This window comes from Brevibacterium sp. (assembly GCF_022712115.1).
In the GTDB taxonomy this organism is placed as follows: domain Bacteria; phylum Actinomycetota; class Actinomycetes; order Actinomycetales; family Brevibacteriaceae; genus Brevibacterium; species Brevibacterium salitolerans.
In genome coordinates, this window is record NZ_JALAHB010000232.1 from 1 (window position 1) to 18,897 (window position 18,897).

An 18,897-nucleotide genomic window follows, 5' to 3' on the forward strand; every position below is an offset into this window, starting at 1 on the left:
ATGCGCGCGCACTGACGACGCAGAACCGGCGGCCGGCCCGCCGGAGACGCCGGGCCGGCCTCCGTCACTCCGGCGCAACCCTTCGGCCGTTCTCCGCCTCCGTCCTCATCGCACCCGGATCACCGAGACACGCAGCACCCGCACACACCTGTTCTCAGGGACTGTTCAGGCTACAGTTGACCAGCACAGTGGGCCGCGTGGTCCTCCTCACCGATGAATGGTCGCCCTCCGGGCAGCTGAGTCTCACCGTGGAGACCTCCTGTGAACCGCTGCGCTCTCCAACCCCAATGAATCAAGGAAGCAGTTCATCATGAGTGCATCGAAAGGTGTGCGGAGAACGGCGATGACGATCTACGCGATCATCACGGCTCTGGCCGTCGTCGCGGCCATGGTCGTCTCCGTCAGGAAGGCATCCGCACCGCCGGACATCTCCGCCAACCTCACGCTCATCGCCCCTGCGAGCCCGGGCGGCGGCTGGGACGGTTTCGTCCGCGAGCAGCAGCAGGCCCTCCGCCAGGGCGGCCTCGTGGGCAACGCCCAGGTCGTCAACATCCCCGGCGCCGGCGGCACGATCGGGCTCGGCCGCTTCACCACCATGAACGGCCGCTCCGACACCCTGCTGGCCACCGGCTCCGCCATGACCGGCGGCATCCTCATCAACGACTCCCCGGTGGGCTACGACGACGTCCGGCCCATCGCGAAGATCGCGGAGGACTACGACGTGGTGATCGTCCCCGCAGACTCCCCCGTCGAGACCGCGGACGATCTCATCGCTGAGTGGAAGCAGGATCCCAAGGGAACCCCCTGGACGGGCGGATCGGCGGGGTCGCTCGACCATCTTGTCGTCGCCGAGCTCGCGTTGGCGGGCGGGATCGACCCGCAGGACATCACCTTCATCCCCAAGTCCGGCGGCGGCGAGGCCATCCAGGCCCTGCTCAACGGCACGGCGAAGTACGCCTCCACCGGCTACAACGAGGTGTCCGACCAGATCGAGGCGGGTCGCGTGAAGGCCATCGGCATCACCGGACCGGAGCGGATCGAAGGCACGGAGATCCCCACCTTCACCGAACAGGGCCTCGACGTGGAGCTCGCCAACTGGCGGGGCATGCTCGCCGCCCCCGGCATCACGGACGAGGAGTTCGAGCAGCAGCTCGCCCTCCTGGAGAAGATGCGCCAGACGCCGGAATGGCAGGACGCGCTGGAGCGCAACGCCTGGGCCGATGCCTGGGAGACCGGCGACGAGCTCGACGCCTTCATCACAGACGACGTGGAGAAGACCTCCACCCTCCTCAAGGAGCTGGGACTGTGAACACCTCATCGAATCCCACCGGCGCCTCGGGTGCGGGGAACGGCCCCGGAGCGGGCTCTGCGGGCCCCGTCATCTCCGCGCACACTCCAGACCAGGCCGCGGAGATCGCCGTCCACGGCACGGAGCAGGTCCGGGAACGCGGCTGGTGGACGGGCCGGGCAGGTCTGCTCTTCCCGCTCATCCTCGCGGCACTGGCCACCTACATGCTCGTGGGCCAGCTGACGATGAAGGTCGCCGAGGACGCGGACAAGCCCGGACCGCAGTTCATGCCGGGGCTCATCATCACCGCGCTCTACATCATCGCGGTGCTCATCGCCGTCGACATCATCCGCCGGCCGCAGCTGCCGGAGATGGCCGCCCTCACGGACCCCGAGGAGGTGGGGCGCGTCCACTCCTGGTACTCGGACTGGCCGCGTCTGGCCTGGGCCGTGGGAGGCTGCCTGGCCTTCGCCGTGCTGCTCGTCCCGGTGGGGTGGATCCTCGCCGCCGCGCTCCTGTTCTGGTGCATCGCACGGTCCATGGGCTCCACACGCGTCCTCTTCGACATCTCGCTGGCGCTGCTGTTCTCGTCCGCCGTGTATCTGATCTTCGGAGTCCTGCTGGCGGTCGATCTGCCCAGCGGACTCATCTTCGGGGGAGGCCGCTGACATGGAACCGCTCTTCTCACTCCTCGACGGGTTCGGCACCGCGCTGACCCCAATGAATCTCCTCTGGGTCATGGTCGGCTGTCTGCTGGGCACGGCCGTGGGCGTGCTGCCCGGACTGGGCTCGTCCATGGCGGTGGCGCTGCTGCTGCCCATGACCTTCGCCCTCGACCCCGCCGGGGCCTTCATCATGTTCGCCGGCGTGTACTTCGGCGGTCTCTTCGGGGACTCCACGATGGCGATCCTCATGAACACCCCCGGCCAGGGATCCGCGATCGCCTCGACGTTCGAGGGTCACAGGATGGCGAAGTCCGGGCGGGCTCCGCAGGCTCTCGCGACCGCGGCCATCGGTGCGTTCACCGGCGGCCTGATCTCCTGCGCCGTCGTCGTCTTCCTCGCACCCGCCCTCGCGGCGTTCTCCACGCTCTTCGGCCCCGCCGAGTACTTCGGCCTGGCGCTCTTCGCCTTCGTCGCCACCTCCTCGGTGGTCTCCGACTCCGTGCTCAAGGGCCTCGCGTCCCTGGTGCTCGGGCTCGCGATCGCCGTGGTGGGCATCGACTCCGTCACCGGCACCGAGCGCTTCACCTCCGGTGTGCCGGAGCTGTTCGACGGCATCTCGCTCGTCACCGTCACGGTCGCGGTCCTCGCCCTGGGCGAGGTGTTCCGGGTGGCCTCGCGGCTGCGCCGGGACCCGGGGGCGATGGTCATCCAGAGCTCCGGCCGGCCGTTCCTCTCCGGGAAGGAGTTCCGCGAGGCGCTGCCGGCGTGGCTGCGCGGCACCGGGATCGGCCTGCCCTTCGGCGTCGTGCCGGTGGGAGGCTCCGAGGTCCCCACCTTCATGGCCTACGGCCTGGAGCGCAGGCTGGACAAACGCAGCGGGCGCAACAAATTCGGCACCGGTGCCATCCGGGGCCTCGCCGCTCCCGAGGCCGCGGGCAACGCGACGACCGGCACCGCCATGGCCTCGCTGCTCGCCCTGGGCCTGCCCGTGTCCGCCACCGCGGCGATCATGCTGGCGGCGTTCCAACAGTACGGCCTGCAGCCGGGGCCGCTGCTGTTCGACCGTGCGCCGGACCTGGTGTGGGGACTGCTCGCGAGCTTCTTCATCGCGATGATCGTCCTGCTGATCCTCAACCTGCCGTTCGCACCGCTGTGGGCCAAGCTGCTGCTCATTCCCAAGCCGTACCTGTACGCGGGCATCACGGTGTTCTGCATGCTGGGCATCTACGCGACGTCCAACAGCGTGTTCGACGTGTTCATGCTGGTGGGGATCGGCCTGGTGGGCTTCGCCATGCGGCGCTTCGACATCCCGCTCGCACCGCTGATGATCGGCATGGTGCTGGGACCGCTCGCGGAGTCGAGCCTGCGCGATGCGCTGCTGAGCTCCGGCGGGAACTACGCGGTGTTCGTGTCCAGCCCCATCTCGATCGTCCTGTACCTGGTCCTGATCGCGGTGGTGGGCGCCTCGCTGTTCGGCAAGCTCGCCCAGCGCCGCCGCGAGCGCGGCAACGTCATGACGGACGTGGACGGCTGAGTCTCTCCGCACAGACAGACGGGAACGGATGCCCCATCCGTTCCCGTCTTCTGTTTCGCCGTCCTGCCGTGGTGCAGCGCGGCGAAACAGCAGATGCGAAGAAGGTCAGCGCGCCTTCACGTCTGGCGCACCATGCAGGGTCGCTTGGGGTCGAACTCCCATCCGGGGATGATCGTCCGCATCGCCACCGCGTCGTCGCGCCCGCCGAGGCCGTGCTCACGGTAGAGCTCGTGCGCTGCGGCCAGCCGCTCCTCGTCGAGCTCCACCCCCAACCCGGGACGCTGCGGCACGGCGATCTCGCCGTCCCCGATGCGCGGGGGCTCCGTCGTCAGGCCCTCGCCGTCCTGCCAGATCCAGTGGGTGTCCAGGGCGGTGATCTCCCCCGGAGCGGCGGCGCCCACCTGGGTGAACATCGCCAGGGACACGTCGAAGTGGTTGTTCGAGTGCGAGCCCCAGGTCAGGCCGAAGTCGCTGCAGAGCTGTGCGACGCGTACGGATCCGGCCATCGTCCAGAAGTGCGGGTCCGCCAGCGGGATGTCCACAGAGGCCTCGCGCACGGCATGCGCCATCTCCCGCCAGTCCGTGGCGATCATGTTCGTCGCCGTCCGCAGGCCCGTGGCGCGCCGGAACTCCGCCATGATCTCCCGGCCGGAGAAGCGTCCCTCGGCACCGCAGGGATCCTCCGCATAGGCGACCACATCCGTCATCATGCGTCCGAAGCGGATCGCGTCCTCCAGCAGCCAGCCGCCATTCGGGTCGAGGGTGATCCTGGCTTCAGGAAAGCGCTCCTTCAGCCGGGAGACGGTCTCGACTTCCTGTTCGCCAGGAAGCACCCCGCCCTTGAGCTTGAAGTCGCGGAAGCCGTACCGCTTCTGTGCGGCCTCGGCGAGCGCCACCACAGACTCCGGCGTCATGGCCTCCTCACGGCGCAGACGGGCCCAGTCATCCACCGCGTTCGGCTCACGCAGGTACGGCATCCCCGTCCGGTCGACGGGACCCACATAGAAGAGGTAGCCGAGCACCGGCACGCTCGCGCGCTGCTGCCCCTCCCCCAGGAGCTCGGCCACCGGTACGTCGAGGTGCTGCCCGTGCAGATCGAGCAGGCACGACTCCACTGCGGTCACGGCATGGATCGCGATGCGCTGGTCGAAGGTCTGCTGTCCGCGACCTCCCGTGTCGCGCACAGCGAAGGCTGTGTGGACCTCACGCAGCAGCGAGCGGAAGCGCGCCACCGGCTGCCCGAGGAGCACCTCGGCGGCATCCCTGACAGTCGCGGCGATGGCCTCCCCGCCGGGCACCTCGCCGATCCCCACGCGGCCCTCGCTGTCCGTGATCCGCGCGATGTTGCGGGTGAAGAACGGCCCGTGGGCTCCCGAGAGGTTCATGAGCATCGAGTCGTGCCCGGCGACCGGGATCACCTCGACCTTCGCGATGGTGGGGCTGTCCGCGCTCATCCTCGGGCTCCCCTCTCTGCGACGGCACCGGCCGTGCCTGCGACCGTCACCGTCCCGTCGAGGCGTCGGTTCAGACCGTATGCATTCTCGTCCCGCACCGGCGCAGGCAGCAGCGCCTCCGGCAGCGACTGGTAGCTGACGGGGCGCAGGAAGCGCTCGATCGCAAGGCTGCCCACGGAGGTGGTGGCGCTGTTCGAGGTCGCAGGGAACGGTCCGCCATGGATCACGGCATGTCCCACCTCGACCCCGGTGGGCCAGCCACCCACAAGGATGCGTCCGGCAAGACGCTCGAGCACCGGCAGGAGAGCGAGCGCGGCCGCGTGGTCCGCCTCCGCGAGGTGCAGGGTGGCCGTCAGCTGGCCCTCCATGCCTGAGGCCAGCTCCGGCAGCTGCGCCGCATCGTCGTAGCGCACGATGAGCGAGGCGGCCCCGAAGATCTCGTGGGAGAAGACCTCGTCCGCGACGAAAGCCTCGGCGGTGGTCTCGAAGACGACCGGAGCCGGGGCGTTCTCGCCGGTGCCCGCCGTCCCCTCGGCCACCTTCCGTGCCTCGGGCCGGGCGGCCAGAGCCGCGACGCCGGCCTGCCAGGCGCGGTGGATCCCCGGAGTGAGCATGGTCTGTCCGGTCGAGCCGGCGAAGGCCTGGGCGATCGCCTCGACGAGCTGGTCACCAGCCTCTCCCGCTGGCACGAGGAGCAGGCCCGGCGAGGTGCACAGCTGGCCGCTGGACCCCGTGACGGATCCCAGGAATCCCTGCGCGAGCGCCTCGACGTCGCCGGTGAGTGCGCCGGGGAGCACGAACACGGGGTTGACGGAGCTCATCTCCGCGTAGACGGGGATCGGCACCGGACGTGCGTTCGCGGCCTCGACGAGAGCGAGCCCACCGCTGCGGGAGCCGGTGAAGCCCACTGCGGTGATGCGTGGGTCCTTCACGAGTGCCTGCCCCACCTGGGCGCCGGGTCCGTAGAGCAGAGAGAACACACCCGGCGGCATGCCGGTGGCGGCAGCGGCCTCGGTCACGGCCCGGCCCACAATCTCGCTGGTGCCGGGATGGGCGTTGTGAGCCTTGACGATCACCGGGCAGCCGGCGGCGAGCGCCGAAGCGGTGTCACCACCGGCGACGGAGAAGGCGAGCGGGAAGTTGCTGGCGCCGAACACTGCGACCGGCCCCAGCGGAACCTTCCGCTGACGCAGATCGACACGTGGCGCCGGGGTGCGCTCAGGCTGGGCCGGGTCGATCCGGACGCCGTGAAAGTCCCCCTGCCGGACGACCGAGGCGAACATGCGCAGCTGCCCGGTGGTGCGCGCGGTCTCCCCCACGAGGCGGGCCGCAGGCAGGCCGGTCTCCTGCATGGCGCGGGCCACCAGAACATCGCGGGCCGCATCGATGCGATCGGCCGCGGCGTCGAGAAACGCCGCGCGGCGCTCGGGGTCGGTGTCGCGGTACTGAGCGAAGGCCTCCTCGGCGGCACGTGTTGCCTGCTCCACCTGAGCCTCACCGACGAACGAATAGGCCGGTTCCAGCTCACCGTTGTCTGACGGATTCACGGCCCGTGTGCTGCCGTTCCCGCCGGGGGAGGTCTCCCCCGCAATGATCGAATGTCCGGTGAGTGCCATTCTGCTCTTCCTTCTCCTGTGTGTCTGGTCAGCCTGCCGGATAGGTCTTGTCAGTGGAGCGCCGGTGCGATGCCTGCTCGCTCGATGAGTGCGCTGAGATCGGCGAGATCCGCCTCGGTGAGATCCTGAAGCGGCGCCCGGACGGGGCCGTTGTCGCGGCCGATCGCCTTCAGTCCGGCCTTGACGATGGATACGCCGTACCCCTTCACCCGATCACGGATGTCCAGGTAGGGGAAGACGAAGCGGTTGAGCTTCTCATTCACCGCGTCGCGGTCCTGTGCGCGGACATCCGCGTAGAACTCCAGTGCGAACTCCGGGACGAAGTTGAACATGGCGGAGGAGTAGGTGCTCAGACCCAGCTGCAGCAGCGGAAGGGCGAAAGTCTCTGCGGTGGGGAGGCCCCCCAGGTAGAAGAGACGGTCGCCGTTGAGGGCATACATCTTGGCGAGGTGCTCGATGTCGCCGTGCGCATCCTTGAACCCGATGAAGTTCGCGTGGTCCTCCGCGAGCCGGGCGACGGTCTCCGGAGCATAGTGGGCGTTGGCCCGGTTGTAGACGATGACGCCCAGGTTCGTCGCCTCGCAGATCGCGGAGACATGCCGGTACAGACCCTCCTGGTCGTTCTCGGTGAGGTACGGGGGCAGCACGAGCAGGCCCTCGGCACCTGCCTCCTGCGCGTCCTTCGCGTTCTGCACCGCCTGGCGGGTGCTGCCGCCGGCGGAACCCAGCACCGGGACCTCGGGGCGCGAGGCCGCGACCGCGGCGCCGACCACATCCTTGGCCTCGGCCGGGGTCAGGCTGAAGCCCTCGCCCGTGCCGCCTGCGGCGAAGAGGCCTGCGACGCCATAGCTCGACTGCCACGCGACGTGTTCGGAGACCTTGGCGAGATCGACCTCGCCCGCGGCGTCGAAGGCGGTGACGGGGAAGGACAGGAGGCCGTCCTTGAGGTGGGCGGCGAGGTCTTCGGGGGCGAACTGGCTCATGGCTCTCCTAGGTGTACGGGACCGTTGTCATCCCGAGCGTAGGATCGCGCTCTCATGCACGTCCAAGCCCGTTATCGAATCAGATGATGCCCTGAATGCATGGGATTCAAGGGCTTCTTCAGTTGTGTGACTTATTGAAAAGTTGTCATACTCATCGAGCGCCCAGCCTGCACCCCCAGCATCTGGGTTCGCCATCAGACTGCACAGCACGCACCCACCCGCCTCCAGAACCGAAAGAGGACAATGCCGTACTCACCGGACGCCATCGCGTCGATCACCCTCTCCTCCGTCACCCTGCCGCTGGCGCGCCCCATCTCCGACGCCAAGGTCTTCACGGGCAGGCAGAAGCCCATGACCGAGGTCGTCTTCCTGTTCGCGGAGATCCGCACCGAACAGGGCCACGAGGGCGTGGGCTTCAGCTACTCGAAGCGAGCGGGCGGCCCCGCCCAGTACGCCCACGCGAAGGAGGTCGCAGGCGCCGCGATCGGCGAGGACCCCAATGACATCGAGAAGCTGTACACGAAGCTGCTGTGGGCCGGCGCCTCGGTGGGGCGCTCGGGTGTCGCCACGCAGGCACTGGCGGCGATCGACATCACCCTCTACGACCTCAAAGCCAAGCGCGCGGGTCTCCCGCTGGCCAAGCTGCTGGGTTCGCACAGGGACTCGGTACGCACCTACAACACCTCCGGCGGCTTCCTCTCCGCCTCCCTGGATGAGGTGAAGGAGGCGGCCTCGCGATCCGTCGAAGCCGGGATCGGCGGCATCAAGATCAAAGTGGGTCTGCCGGACACTGCCGAGGACGTGCGCCGCGTGAGCGTGGTGCGCGAGCACATAGGCGAGGTGCCGCTCATGGTCGATGCCAACCAGCAGTGGGACCGCACCACGGCTCTGCGCATGGGCCGCCGTTTCGAGGACCTCGACCTCGTGTGGATCGAGGAGCCTCTGGACGCCTATGACGCGGCGGGGCATGCACAGCTGGCTCGCGCCCTCGACACACCCATCGCGACAGGTGAGATGCTGGCGTCCGTGGCCGAGCACCGCGAGCTCATCCGCCACGGCGCCTGCGACATCATCCAGCCCGATGCGCCGCGGGTGGGAGGCATCACCCAGTTCCTGCGGCTGGCCCGGCTGGCGGACGAGGCGGGCCTCGACCTTGCACCGCACTTCGCGATGGAGATCCACCTGCACCTGGCCGCCTGCTACCCGCGGGAGCCGTGGGTGGAGCACTTCGACTGGCTCGACCCGCTGTTCGAGGAGCGTCTGGAGACGCGCGACGGCCGTATGATCGTTCCCGACCGGCCCGGGCTGGGCTTCACGGTCAGCGAGCAGGCGCGCGCCTGGACGACGGATTCTGTGACGATCACCGAGGCCTGAGCCTCCTGCCTCGGACTAGCCCGAGCGCCGCCGGGCGCACCATCATCATGGAGGGAACCGCATGTCCACGACCCTGGCCTCGGCGGTCGCCGCTGCGCTGCGCGAACGGATCGTGGCAGGCGCGCTCACTCCCGGTGAGCGCCTGCCCAGCGAGAACGATCTCGCCAGGGAGCATGCGGTCAGCCGCACCGTCGTCCGCGAGGCCATCGGCAACCTGCGGGCAGAGGGACTGGTGCGCTCGGCCCGCGGCAGCGGCACCTATGTCCTCGCGGTGCCGCACACCACGACATACGGTCCCGGACTGCAGGGAGGCCGGCGCGCCGCGGATGCCAGAACGGGCACCGGAGCGGGCGCCGAGGCGTATCCGAGCAGCGCGCCCGAGGCCGGACCACGGTCGGACGCCGCGGCCGGCACCGGCATCCCTCCGAGCGCGGCGGCCGCAGCGCAGCATGCCAGGCCGGACCCCGCAGCACTCCTCGAGTTCCGCCTGGCGCTCGAACCGCATGCGGCCGCGCTCGCCGCAGAGCGCCGCACCACGGCCGACCTGATCGCGCTGGAAGAGGCCGCGGCCGCGATCGAGGCAGCCGGGGCACACGCCTCAGACAGCCTCGAGGCCGACTACCACCTGCATCGCACGCTCGCACAGGCCTCGGGCAATCCATACATCGCGGGCGCGCTCATGGGCGCGGGTCCGGCAATGATCGGCATGCCCGCTTCCCGCATCGTCGGCGACGGCGAGCACGCGCGTACGGTGCGGGACGAGCACCGCATGATCGTGGAGGCAGTCAGGGATCGCGATGCGCGCAGCGCCGCCGCGGCAATGAGCTGGCACCTCACCCGCTCCCTGCGGGAACTGAGGTAGGGGCCGCACACAGGCTCGAACCGCCCTTCTTCAACAGCCGGCCCCATCGATGCACGGAGGGCATTTGCCTATACGCAAAGGGGCTTGGACCTGCATGACAGAAGATCGTAACGTCGCAGCGAAGCGATGTGCCCACGCACACAGCCGGAAGAACGCCGAAGCAAAGGAATGCGCAATGACGCGAACCCCCGCCGCCGCCATCACCGAAATCCGCGTCACACCCGTCGCCTTCGCGGACCCGCCCCTCCTCAACGCAGTGGGAGCACACGAGCCCCTGGCGCTGAGGTCCATCGTGGAGCTGGTCACCGACAGCGGCGACTACGGTCTCGGCGAATCGTATGGAGACGCAGTCCACGTCCAGCGGCTGCGCACCGTGGGCAGCGCCCTCATCGGCCTCGACGCCCTCGACACCGCACAGCTGAGGCATGCGACCGCGGAAGCGCTCACCCGCGACACCCTCAGCGGGGGGCACGGAACCAGCGGAATGGTCACCGGCACCACCACCCTCGACCGGGTGTTCGCACCGCTGGAGATGGCCTCGCTCGATGTTCAGGGAAAGCTGCTGGGCGTGCCGGTGACGACGCTGCTGGGCGGACGCTGCCGCGAGTCCGTCCCATTCAGCGGCTACCTGTTCTTCAAGTGGGCAGGCCACCCCAGGGCGGGGCAGACTCCGGCGACAGCGAGCGACGACGGATTCGGCACCGCGCTCGATCCCGCCGGGATCGTCGCTCAGGCCGAGCGGATGGCAGCGGAGTACGGCTTCACCGCCCTCAAGCTCAAAGGCGGCGTCTTCGACCCGGAGCAGGAGGCCACTGCAGTGGAGGCTCTCGCCGCGCGCTTTCCCGGCATGCCTTTGCGACTGGACCCCAATGCCGCGTGGAGCGTGGAGACCTCGGTGCGGATCGGCAACCGCCTCAACGGCGCCCTGGAGTATCTGGAGGACCCGACCGCCGGCTTCGGGGGCATGGCTGAAGTGCGGAAACGCGTGGACATGCCCCTGGCGACGAACATGTGCGTGGTCGCCTTCGACCACATACCTCGGGCCGTCGCCGCAGGCAGCATCGACATCGTGCTCAGCGACCCCCATTTCTGGGGCGGGCTGCGGCGCTCCCAAGAGCTCGTCGGCATCGCCGAGACGTTCGGGCTGGGCCTGTCGATGCATTCGAACTCCCATCTGGGGGTGAGCCTGGCCGCCATGCTCCACTTCGCCGCTTCCGCCAGGAGCATCGACTACGCCTGCGACACCCACTGGCCGTGGAAGAACCCCGAGGACGATGTCGTGGAGGGCTCTCCGTTCACCTTCGAGGGCGGCAGCCTGACCGTCCCCGCCTCCCCCGGCCTGGGCATTGCGCTGGACCGCGACAGGCTTGAACGCCTCCACCGCGCCTACACCGATTCCGGACTCACGGCACGCGACGACACAACCTACATGCGTCGGTTCCACCCTGCGTTCGACCCGACGATCCCACGTTTCTGAGCGCCGTTCAGAGCACATATGCCGTGTCCGTCTCACCGAGATAATGCCCTAAGAGCATAGATCCATATAGATGTGGGCTTGGACAAGCATTTCAGAGTCTTTCTAAGCTCGGCTCTCAGCACCCTCGTGACACCCCTCACACCACCTCATCCGAATGCTCTGCAAGGAGGCACCATGCGCCACACCACCCGATCCCTCGGCATCCTCTCGGCTGCCGCAGCTCTCACCCTCGCCCTGTCAGCCTGCGGCAATGTGACGACAGGGGGGAACGGCGACGAGTATCCCTCGAAGAGCATCACTCTCACCGTCGGCGGGGCAGCGGGAGGCAGCACCGACCTCATCGCCCGCGCAGTCGCCGATGGCTCCCAGGAGGCCCTGGGCACCCCCATGACGGTGGAGAACAAGCCCGGTGCGAACGGTGCCGTCGCCACCAAGGAGGTCATCGGCATGGAGCCCGACGGCCACAACCTCGTCATGCTCAACGCCTCACTCATCACCATCACCTCCCTCGTCGGCACAGAGGAGGAAGCGGTCTCGCTCGACGACCTCGAGATCGTCACCGGCCTCTCGCAGGACGACTACATCATGGTCGCGAACGCTGACAGCGACATCGATGCCCTCGCGGACCTCACCAGCACCGAGGACGCGATCACCTACGGCACTGCCGGTGTGGGCACCGGCAGCCAGCTCGCACAGCTCCTGCTGATGAACGAGGCGGGGATCGAGGGCAACGAGGTGCCGTTCGACAGCGGGGCGCCCGCGCTCACCGCAGTGATGGGCGGTCAGGTCGAGGTTGCCACGATCCAGCTGGGTGAGGCCATGCCACAAATCGAGGCCGGCACCATCAAGCCGGTCGTGACCTTCGCCGAGGAACGGGTCGACTATCTGCCCGATGTCCCCACCGCGGTGGAGGAGGGCTACGACGTGCCCGTCTCCCAGTACCGCGCACTCGCGCTGCCCGCGGGCGCCGATGAGGAGGTGCTGAGCACGCTCCGCGCGGGAGTCGCCGAGATCACCCAGACGGAGGCGTACCAGCAGTTCAACGAGGACAACTTCCTCACCCCCGCGGAGATCTCCGGCGACGAGGTGCGCGAGCAGTGGACCGACCTGGCAGACCGCTATGCCGCACTGGTCGAGGAGAACGACATCGACCTCGGCGGCAGCCAGAGCTGACCACTGGAACGTTCGAGGAGGAGAACGCCGTGGATGAGAAGCAGACCAGTGCTCACGCTGGTGTACGCGAGAGCGAGCATGAAAGCGCCGCTGAGATCTCAGCTGAGATGAGCGCGGACGCGAGGGCGCGGGGAAGCTCTGCCGAGGAGACGCCGGCAGGAGCCCTGGCAAACCTGGTGAGCGGGATCGTGGCCACGCTCATGGGCACGGGCTCCCTCGCGGTGGCCCTGAACCTCGGCTTCGGCACTCTCACCGCTCCCCGGGCAGGCACCTGGCCGGCGATCCTCTCCGTGCTGCTGATCGTCCTCGGTCTCGCACTCATGTCCCTGGCGAAGACCTTCACGGACGCGGAGAGGATCACCCGCCGGGCGATGTCGGTGGGCGTAGGCGCGCTCAGCATCGTCATCGCGGTGCAGCTGATGCCCGTCATCGGATTCGAGATCCCCGGCTTCCTCCTCATGGTGTTCTGGATGAAGGTGCTGGGAGGCGAGAAGCTGCTGAAGTCGGCACTCATCTCCGCACTCGCCGTCCTCGCGCTCTACCTGATCTTCGTCACGGGTCTGAGCATCTCGATCCCACACCTGTTCTGATCGCCCCCGCTGCCCGGCGTCCCTGAGAAAGGCACTGACCCCATGGACTTCGCACCTGTCATCGAGGGCTTCTCGGTCGTCCTCGAACCGATGAACCTCCTCTTCTGCCTGGTCGGCGTGCTGGTCGGGATGGTCATCGGCGTACTGCCCGGCCTCGGCCAGGCAGCGACCATCGCGATTCTGCTGCCGCTGACGTACGGCATGGAGCCCGTCTCCGCGATCATCATGCTCGCGGGCATCTTCTACGGAGGCATCTACGGCGGCACCGTCACCGCGGTGCTGCTCAACATCCCCGGTGAGACGAGCTCCGCGATCACCGCGATCGAGGGCTACCCGATGGGGAAGAAGGGGCAGGCGGGCAAGGCACTCGGCATCGGTGCCATCGCCTCGTTCATCGGCGGCACGATCTCGATCGTCGCGCTGACCTTCGTCGCACCCATCGTCTCAGGCTGGGCGCTGCGGTTCGGCCCGCCCGAGTACGCCGCGCTCACCCTGCTCGGCATCCTCCTGGTCGCCACCATCTCGAACGGCTCGCGGGTGAAGGCCTTCATCGCCGCCACCTTCGGCCTGCTGCTCGCAGTCATCGGCCGGGACGGCTTCACCGGGGAGATGCGTTACACGGCAGGCAGCCTCGAACTCGCTGACGGCCTCCAGTTCGTCCCGATAGCCATGGGCGTCTTCGGCCTCACCGAGATCCTCTACGCGCTGGAACGACGTCATCTACCGCAGCCGCTGCGAGTCAAGGTGGACAAGGTGCTTCCCACCAAGGCGGATCTCAAGCAGTCTGCCGGCCCCATCGCCCGCGGGGGCCTCATCGGATTCTTCCTCGGGCTCCTCCCCGGCGGAGGAGCCACCGTCTCCGCAATGGTCTCCTACGGCACGGAGAAGCGGTTGGCGAAGGATCCGAGCCGCTTCGGCAAGGGAGCCATCGAGGGCGTGGCCGGGCCGGAGACCGGGAACAATGCCGCCGCCACCTCCTCCTTCATCCCGCTGCTCACCCTGGGCATACCCGCCAATGCGACGATGGCTGTGATGTTCGGTGCGCTCATGCTGCAAGGGATCACCCCCGGGCCACAGCTCGTCAGTGAGGACCCCGGTCTGTTCTGGGGCGTCATCAACTCGATGTATCTGGGCAACATCATCCTCATCGTGCTGTCGATCCCGCTCATCGGTCTGTTCGTGAAGATCCTCGACGTCCCTTCCACCATCCTGGCACCGATCACCCTCATGATCGTCTGCATTGGGGCATACACCATCAACAACCGCTTCTTCGAGGTGCTCGTCGTCGTGGCGTTCGGTGTGATCGGGTACCTCATGAAGAAGATGGGTTTCGATCCAGCACCTCTCGTCCTCGCGTTCGTCCTCGGCTCCTTGCTGGAGGACAACTTCCGCCGCTCGCTCATGATGTTCCAGGGCGATGTCACGCAGGTGACGAACCATCCGATCGCAGTGACGATCCTCGTGCTCTTCGTACTCGTGCTCCTCGTTCCACTGGTGCTCAAGCTGGTGCTCGGAAAGAAGGGGCCCGCGCGCTCGGTCGTCTCCGCGGATGAGGAACCGGCAAGCGGCCGCCGGTGAGGCAGGCCTGCGACAGAGCAGACAGCGCCTCCGCTGGAGATGACAGTGTTCTGATACTTTGATGCACTTGAGAGCATTGGAGCTGCCATGTACACCCTGGACCAGGTGCGCTGCTTCGTCGCGGTCGCGGAGCATCTTCACTTCGGACGCGCCGCATTCGAGCTGAATATGACGCAACCCCCACTGAGCCGCCAGATCCAGAAGCTCGAGCGCCACGTCGGTGCCGAGCTTCTGGATCGCCGAGGACGCAACGTCGAACTCACGGCTGCCGGACGGCTCTTCCTCACCGAGTCCCGCAAGCTGCTGGGCCTGGCCGAGCGGGCACCGGAGGGCGCCCGCCGGGTGGCCTCCGGGAGAAAGGGCCTGGTCCGGATGGGGTTCACCGCCGCGGCGGGCTTCGGACCTCTCAGCGGCCTACTCAGCACCGTGAAGGCTGAGCTGCCGGACCTGGACATCGACCTCGTGGAGATGGTGACTGCGGAACAGCTCCAGGCTCTCGACGAAGAGCGCATCGACCTGGCGCTCGGGCGTCTGCACACTCCGCTGCCGCATCTGGAGTCACGACTGCTCCTCAAGGAGAGGCTGTTGCTCGCGGTTCCAGCCGACTCAGACCTGGCGCAGCTTGACCGCGAACTCACGAAGTCGGACATCCGCGGACAGTCGGTCATCATGCATTCAGCCACCAAGGCGCGATACTTCTACGACATCATCGTGGGGAACTTCGAGATTGAACCGAGCCGAGTCAAGTACTCTCTCGGACAGATCATGACCATGGTGAGTCTCGTCGCCGGGGGTCACGGTGTCGCTTTCGTCCCGGAATCAGCCGAAGCCGGCAGAGTCCCCGGCGTCGAGTACCTTCGCTTCTCCGACTTCGACGCGGATGTCGTTCACCTCCATGCGCTGTGGCGCCCCGACAGCAGCAATCCCGCACTGGCGGCATTCGTCTCTGCCTTGTCCTGAGCAGGAGTGAAAGTGCCCTTCGCTGTGCCAGCCGACACAGAACAGACCCGAGCCGGCGCGTTCTTCGTTCCCGTCTGCGGATCCGCCCGGTTCTGATCACCGAGGCGGGCGAATCCGCAGACGGGAAGCATCGGCCACACCGCTCCGGTCTGTTCAGAGACGTAGCGACCCCACCGCCCGGCGCTTTCCGCTGTTTGTATACGATCACGGCATGACCAAAGCCACTCTCCACCTCATCCTCATGCTCACCCTCACGTTCTCCACCGGCATCGTGGACGCCGTGGGCTACCTGGGCTACGACAAGGTCTTCACCGGCAACATGACCGGCAACGTCGTGATCCTCGGCATGGGCCTGGCCGGGGCGGAGGGGATCCCGGTGCTCCGTCCCCTCCTCGCCTTCGCCGGCTTCATGCTGGGCGCTGTGCTCGCCGGCCGCATTCTCAAGCCCACGGGCAAGGGCGAGTGGACCGGGCGCACCACCACCGTCATGGGGATCGTCGCCGGGGGCTGCTTCGGGCTCGCCGGCCTCGTCATGGCCGTGGATCCGTCGCAGAACCACACGGCGGGCACCGTCACCACCTCAGTCCTCGCCCTCGTCATGGGCATGCAGGCAGCAGCCGCACGCAAGGTGGGAGTCGCAGATGTCACGACGGTCGTCGTCACCTCCACGATGGTGGGGCTGGCCAGCGAATCCCGTCTGGCCGGAGGGTCCGGCGACAAATGGCCCCGCCGCATCCTCGCCATCGCCTGCATCCTGCTGGGCGCTCTCGTGGGCGCGCTCACCCTCATGGTGAACCTGTGGCTGGGCGTCCTCCTCACCGCGATCATCATCGGTGCTGTCGCCGTCCTGGGCCACTGCACACGCCACAGGGTGTGAGGCCCTCTTCCGGGCGATCAGCAGCCCTGCCCCCGGCAGAGCCGGCACCAGCACCCCGGCCCCCGGCGGAGCCGGCACCGCAGGGAGCTAGCGAACCTTCGCAGCCCGCAGTCCGGCACGCGAACGCTCCAGGTGCGCGGCCATGAGCGCCGGTGCGTCCTCGGCCCGGCCGTCGAGCACCGCGGCGAGGATGGCCCGGTGCTCGTCCCACGCCCCGCCTCCGCGATGCGTGCCCGCGACGGAGAACAGCCTCTCGATCCGGCCGGAGACCTGCCGCAGGATGCCGAGCAGGGAGGTCGCGCCGCTCATCTCCGCGAGCAGCAGGTGGAACCGGTGGTTGCAGGAGGGCAGCCGAGCCGCCTCGCCGGCGGCCAGAGCGGCGTCGCCCTCCTCCAGCACCGCCGTCGCGGCACGCCGCAGGGCCCACCACCCCTCACCGGGCACGTCGAGGTCCAGCTGCTCCTGCGCACGCAGCGCCGCGCGGCGCACCACCTCCGTCTCGAGCGTATGGCGGAGGTCGAAGAGCACTTCGAGGTCCTCCTCGTGCGGTGCCACCACGGTGGCCCCCGCATAGGAGCGGACCTCCACGAGTCCCTCCGCCTCCAGCGCGCGGAGGCATTCGCGCACCGGCACGCGTGAGACGGCATAGCGTTCGGAGAGCAGCTTCTCCGTCAGCCGCGTGCCCGCGGCGATGCGGCCGAAGATGATGTCCGCCCGCACCTGCTCGGTGACGCGGACGGCGGCTGGACTAGACACGCGTGAGCTGCTCCCCCGGGACGGCGTCGATCAGGCTCCGAGTGTACTCATGCTGCGGCGACTCGATGACGCTGCGCACGCTGCCGGCCTCCACGATCCGGCCGGCCCGCATGACGACCACGTCGTCCGCGAAGTCCGCCACCACCGCGAGGTCGTGGGTGATGAACAGGCAGGACACGCCCAGCTCGCGCTGCAGCGAACGGAGCAGCTCGAGGATCTGGTCCTGCACCAGCACGTCGAGCGCGGAGACCGCCTCGTCGCACACCAGCAGCGGCGGCCTCGCCGCGATGGCCCGGGCGATGGCGACGCGCTGCCGCTGCCCGCCGGACAGTTCGCCGGGACGGGCCTGCGCCGCGGACTGCGGCAGCGCCACCTGGTCGAGCAGCTCGCGCACGCGCGCCCTGCGCTCCGCCCGGGTGCCCATCCGGAACACAGCGAGGGGCTCCGCGATGATCCTCTCCACGGACATCGTGGGATCCAGCGAGGAGTATGGGTCCTGGAACACCGGCTGGGTGAAGCGCCGCAGCCGTGCCCGGTCCGCCTTCGTCCCGCCCGCCACGGCGGTGCCGTCGAGCACCACCTCGCCCGAGGTCGCAGCCTCCAGCCCCAGCACGATCTTGGCGGTCGTCGACTTGCCGGAGCCGGATTCGCCGATGATCGCGGTCGTCTTCCCCCGCTCCGCCTGGAAGCTCACGCCGTCGAGCGCACGCAGCTCCTCCCGGCGACCGCGCAGGCGGTAGACCTTGGTGAGGTCCCGGACGTCGAGCACGAGGTCCCGGCCGTCGCCGGCCGCCGAGCCGTCCGCCGCTGAACCTCCCGCAGCCGAGGCCGCCCCGGCCGCTGCGCGCGCTCCGCCTCCTGCCCCGGCCTCGGGCACATCCTCCTCCGGCGGCACCGCCAGCTTGGGCGAGGCCGCGATGAGCCGTTCCGTGTAGGCGTCCTGCGGGTGGAAGAGCACCTGCGCGGGTGCTCCGGCCTCCACCACCTCCCCGTCGTGCATGACGAGGATCTGGTCCGTGCGGTCCGAGGCCACACCGAGGTCGTGGGTGATGAACAGCAGGGACACCCCGCGGTCGTCCACGAGGCGCTGCAGGTGGTCGAGGATCTGCTTCTGCACCGTGACGTCGAGCGCGGAGGTGGGCTCGTCCGCGATGATGAGGTCCGGGTCGCCGGCCAGGGCGATCGCGATGAGCACGCGCTGGCGCATGCCGCCGGAGAACTCGTGCGGGAACTGCTTGCGGCGGCGCTCCGCCTCCGGGATGCCAGCCTCCTCCATGAGGCGCACCACCTGCGCCTCGACCTCCGCGCGCCCGTGCGTGCCGTAGGTCCGCAACGCGTCCGCGATCTGATCGCCCACGCGCATGGAGGGGTTGAGGTTGGTCATGGGGTCCTGTGGCACGAGCGCGATCGAGCGCCCGCGCAGGGCCCGCATCCGGGCCTCCGGCGCGCCGGCGATCTCCTCTCCGCGATAGCGGATGGACCCTCCGGTCACCCGGCCGGCCCCGGACAGCAGACCGAGCACCGCACCCACCGTGGTGGACTTGCCGGAGCCGGACTGGCCGACGATGCCGATCCGCTCCCCCTCCCCGAGGGTGAAGGAGACGCGGCGGAGCACCTCCGTGGCGCCGTAGGCCACCGTGAGCTCGGAGACCTCGAGCACCGGGGTGCCGTCTGTGCCTGCAGCCGCGGCGGAAGTCGCCTCATCCATCA

At 68.6% G+C, this 18,897-nt stretch carries 16 protein-coding genes; 11 read left to right on the forward strand and 5 right to left on the reverse strand.

What is annotated here, in order from left to right:
• The first annotated feature begins 310 nt into the window (after nt 1–310).
• The 3 genes from Q0A33_RS13675 to Q0A33_RS13685 are packed head-to-tail and all read left to right on the forward strand — an operon-like array spanning nt 311 to nt 3,487.
• Complete coding sequence (locus Q0A33_RS13675; protein WP_291797877.1) at nt 311–1,309, forward strand: tripartite tricarboxylate transporter substrate-binding protein; 999 nt, start codon at nt 311–313, stop codon at nt 1,307–1,309.
• On the forward strand, nt 1,306–1,956 hold the full coding sequence (locus Q0A33_RS13680) for a tripartite tricarboxylate transporter TctB family protein (RefSeq protein ID WP_291797880.1): 651 nt from the start codon (nt 1,306–1,308) through the stop codon (nt 1,954–1,956). Before Q0A33_RS13675 ends, Q0A33_RS13680 begins: the two co-directional genes overlap by 4 nt.
• Before the next feature lies 1 nt (nt 1,957).
• Nucleotides 1,958–3,487, forward strand: coding sequence for a tripartite tricarboxylate transporter permease (locus tag Q0A33_RS13685; protein ID WP_291797883.1), 1,530 nt, complete (start codon nt 1,958–1,960; stop codon nt 3,485–3,487).
• Between the two features lie 116 nt (nt 3,488–3,603).
• Here the strand turns inward: Q0A33_RS13685 and Q0A33_RS13690 are convergent, their stop codons facing one another.
• Genes Q0A33_RS13690 through Q0A33_RS13700 form a run of 3 tightly spaced genes read right to left on the reverse strand, consistent with a single transcriptional unit; the run spans nt 3,604 to nt 7,540 of the window.
• On the reverse strand, nt 3,604–4,941 hold the full coding sequence (locus Q0A33_RS13690) for an enolase C-terminal domain-like protein (RefSeq protein ID WP_291797886.1): 1,338 nt from the start codon (nt 4,939–4,941) through the stop codon (nt 3,604–3,606).
• The gene (locus tag Q0A33_RS13695) at nt 4,938–6,557 is read right to left on the reverse strand and encodes an aldehyde dehydrogenase (NADP(+)) (protein WP_291797889.1); all 1,620 of its coding nucleotides are present in this window, start codon (nt 6,555–6,557) and stop codon (nt 4,938–4,940) included. Before Q0A33_RS13695 ends, Q0A33_RS13690 begins: the two co-directional genes overlap by 4 nt.
• Before the next feature lie 50 nt (nt 6,558–6,607).
• A complete protein-coding gene (locus Q0A33_RS13700; protein WP_291797892.1) occupies nt 6,608–7,540 on the reverse strand; it encodes a 5-dehydro-4-deoxyglucarate dehydratase in 933 nt (310 codons plus the stop codon).
• A gap of 243 nt (nt 7,541–7,783) precedes the next feature.
• Between Q0A33_RS13700 and Q0A33_RS13705 the strand changes: the two genes are divergently transcribed.
• The 8 genes from Q0A33_RS13705 (at nt 7,784) to Q0A33_RS13740 (ending at nt 16,431) form a co-directional block, all read left to right on the forward strand.
• Complete coding sequence (locus Q0A33_RS13705) at nt 7,784–8,914, forward strand: mandelate racemase/muconate lactonizing enzyme family protein (RefSeq protein WP_291797895.1); 1,131 nt, start codon at nt 7,784–7,786, stop codon at nt 8,912–8,914.
• Between the two features lie 61 nt (nt 8,915–8,975).
• The gene (locus Q0A33_RS13710) at nt 8,976–9,776 is read left to right on the forward strand and encodes an FCD domain-containing protein (RefSeq protein WP_291797898.1); all 801 of its coding nucleotides are present in this window, start codon (nt 8,976–8,978) and stop codon (nt 9,774–9,776) included.
• Nucleotides 9,777–9,951: 175 nt separating this feature from the next.
• Nucleotides 9,952–11,253 carry an enolase C-terminal domain-like protein gene (locus tag Q0A33_RS13715; protein WP_291797901.1) on the forward strand — a complete coding sequence of 434 codons (1,302 nt, stop codon included), beginning with the start codon at nt 9,952–9,954 and terminating at the stop codon, nt 11,251–11,253.
• 174 nt (nt 11,254–11,427) lie between these two features.
• A complete protein-coding gene (locus Q0A33_RS13720; protein ID WP_291797904.1) occupies nt 11,428–12,426 on the forward strand; it encodes a tripartite tricarboxylate transporter substrate binding protein in 999 nt (332 codons plus the stop codon).
• Between the two features lie 176 nt (nt 12,427–12,602).
• The gene (locus Q0A33_RS13725; protein WP_291797907.1) at nt 12,603–13,016 is read left to right on the forward strand and encodes a tripartite tricarboxylate transporter TctB family protein; all 414 of its coding nucleotides are present in this window, start codon (nt 12,603–12,605) and stop codon (nt 13,014–13,016) included.
• A gap of 42 nt (nt 13,017–13,058) precedes the next feature.
• Nucleotides 13,059–14,594 (forward strand): tripartite tricarboxylate transporter permease, encoded by a 1,536-nt coding sequence (locus Q0A33_RS13730; protein WP_291797910.1) that lies wholly within the window; start codon nt 13,059–13,061, stop codon nt 14,592–14,594.
• Between the two features lie 87 nt (nt 14,595–14,681).
• The gene (locus tag Q0A33_RS13735) at nt 14,682–15,554 is read left to right on the forward strand and encodes a LysR family transcriptional regulator (RefSeq protein ID WP_291797915.1); all 873 of its coding nucleotides are present in this window, start codon (nt 14,682–14,684) and stop codon (nt 15,552–15,554) included.
• Nucleotides 15,555–15,765: 211 nt separating this feature from the next.
• A complete protein-coding gene (locus tag Q0A33_RS13740) occupies nt 15,766–16,431 on the forward strand; it encodes a YoaK family protein (RefSeq protein WP_291797918.1) in 666 nt (221 codons plus the stop codon).
• Between the two features lie 87 nt (nt 16,432–16,518).
• On the opposite strand, the gene Q0A33_RS13745 is transcribed toward Q0A33_RS13740, so the two are convergent.
• On the reverse strand, nt 16,519–17,187 hold the full coding sequence (locus Q0A33_RS13745) for a GntR family transcriptional regulator (protein WP_291797921.1): 669 nt from the start codon (nt 17,185–17,187) through the stop codon (nt 16,519–16,521).
• Nucleotides 17,180–18,895: an ABC transporter ATP-binding protein gene (locus tag Q0A33_RS13750; RefSeq protein WP_291797924.1), complete on the reverse strand. Its 1,716-nt coding sequence runs from the start codon at nt 18,893–18,895 to the stop codon at nt 17,180–17,182. The genes Q0A33_RS13745 and Q0A33_RS13750 overlap by 8 nt, the downstream gene beginning before the upstream one ends.
• Nucleotides 18,896–18,897 lie beyond the last annotated feature (2 nt).

Bases quoted from the DNA above. Each gene is read 5' to 3' on its own strand.
- Q0A33_RS13715 (WP_291797901.1), top strand. From the start codon at position 9,952: ATGACGCGAACCCCCGCCGCCGCCATCACCGAAATCCGCGTCACACCC.
- Q0A33_RS13740 (WP_291797918.1), top strand. From the start codon at position 15,766: ATGACCAAAGCCACTCTCCACCTCATCCTCATGCTCACCCTCACGTTC.
- Q0A33_RS13730 (WP_291797910.1), top strand. From the start codon at position 13,059: ATGGACTTCGCACCTGTCATCGAGGGCTTCTCGGTCGTCCTCGAACCG.
- Q0A33_RS13720 (WP_291797904.1), top strand. From the start codon at position 11,428: ATGCGCCACACCACCCGATCCCTCGGCATCCTCTCGGCTGCCGCAGCT.
- Q0A33_RS13685 (WP_291797883.1), top strand. From the start codon at position 1,958: ATGGAACCGCTCTTCTCACTCCTCGACGGGTTCGGCACCGCGCTGACC.
- Q0A33_RS13700 (WP_291797892.1), bottom strand. From the start codon at position 7,540: ATGAGCCAGTTCGCCCCCGAAGACCTCGCCGCCCACCTCAAGGACGGC.
- Q0A33_RS13675 (WP_291797877.1), top strand. From the start codon at position 311: ATGAGTGCATCGAAAGGTGTGCGGAGAACGGCGATGACGATCTACGCG.
- Q0A33_RS13695 (WP_291797889.1), bottom strand. From the start codon at position 6,557: ATGGCACTCACCGGACATTCGATCATTGCGGGGGAGACCTCCCCCGGC.
- Q0A33_RS13735 (WP_291797915.1), top strand. From the start codon at position 14,682: ATGTACACCCTGGACCAGGTGCGCTGCTTCGTCGCGGTCGCGGAGCAT.
- Q0A33_RS13690 (WP_291797886.1), bottom strand. From the start codon at position 4,941: ATGAGCGCGGACAGCCCCACCATCGCGAAGGTCGAGGTGATCCCGGTC.
- Q0A33_RS13750 (WP_291797924.1), bottom strand. From the start codon at position 18,895: ATGGATGAGGCGACTTCCGCCGCGGCTGCAGGCACAGACGGCACCCCG.
- Q0A33_RS13710 (WP_291797898.1), top strand. From the start codon at position 8,976: ATGTCCACGACCCTGGCCTCGGCGGTCGCCGCTGCGCTGCGCGAACGG.
- Q0A33_RS13705 (WP_291797895.1), top strand. From the start codon at position 7,784: ATGCCGTACTCACCGGACGCCATCGCGTCGATCACCCTCTCCTCCGTC.